Consider the following 953-nt stretch of genomic DNA (forward strand, 5'->3'; position numbering starts at 1 on the left):
TATGGATTGCTAATTGTGTGATAAACACAGGTTCTTTTATTAAATAGTTCAACCTAGATTAAACAAATCATAATTGTAAATGAGTATACTTGATGCTCTTTCACACCCAAAGGTTAGTTGGATTATTGATTTTTCAAAAGAACTTGTGTTTTACTAAATAATAAGTTTCTATGATTGAGGGTAATAGCATTTACTCTTGAAAATTTCTTCCCTAAAAAATTATAACCAAATCATAGGTTTGTTTTCTTGACTAATAAGGTTAATGGTTCATAAAAATACCATTCTTCTTAGTCTCAATAGGAGACATTAATATTTTTTGAGAGTTTTCTAATTAGATCAGTCACTTCATTTATTTACATGAAGTTGCAACCGTCTTGGATATATATTTGAACTCTCCTGAATTTTTAAACACCCCTTTATAATTTGAGTAATTAATTTAAAACGACAAACAAAAAATGATTAAAAATGCAAGGTTATGGAGGGCTAGAATATTTCTAGTCCTAACAGCAATGACACTTTTTATCGCGTGTCAAAAAGATGATGACGGGTCTCTTCCTTTATTGAAAGTCCATCAACATGAACATTTACAAACAACCACTACTACAGTTTCTTTAGATGAGATTCCCAAAGTAGCAGCGTATCTCTCGACACTTGGGGATCATAGAGGGCATTTTACTATCGAAAAATCTGTTGGGGGGCGCAATAGATCAAGTGAACCTGATTTAATGATAGGAACACTACAAACTAGCGAGATTATACAAGTGACGGATCAATACGATCAGAAAAATCATACTTTCTTGCTAACCTCTATTGAAAGTACTAATACCACTGTAAAGTCAACATTCAATCTTGTGGTACAAGAATCTTCAAGTGGTTTATTTTCATATATAGTAGAATATCGACCTGATGAAGATTGGATTCCTAATTACAGAGATACGCAAGATTTTTCAACT

1 protein-coding gene is annotated in these 953 nt (G+C 31.8%); it reads left to right on the forward strand.

Features of this window, described 5'->3' with window-relative positions; genetic code table 11:
- Nucleotides 1-509: 509 nt before the first annotated feature.
- Nucleotides 510-953, forward strand: a 444-nt coding sequence (locus tag ACFO3O_RS22570; protein ID WP_379983074.1) for a hypothetical protein, incomplete at its 3' end; no start/stop codon positions are given.

The organism is Dokdonia ponticola (assembly GCF_042653865.1).
Classification (GTDB): Bacteria; Bacteroidota; Bacteroidia; order Flavobacteriales; family Flavobacteriaceae; genus Dokdonia; species Dokdonia ponticola.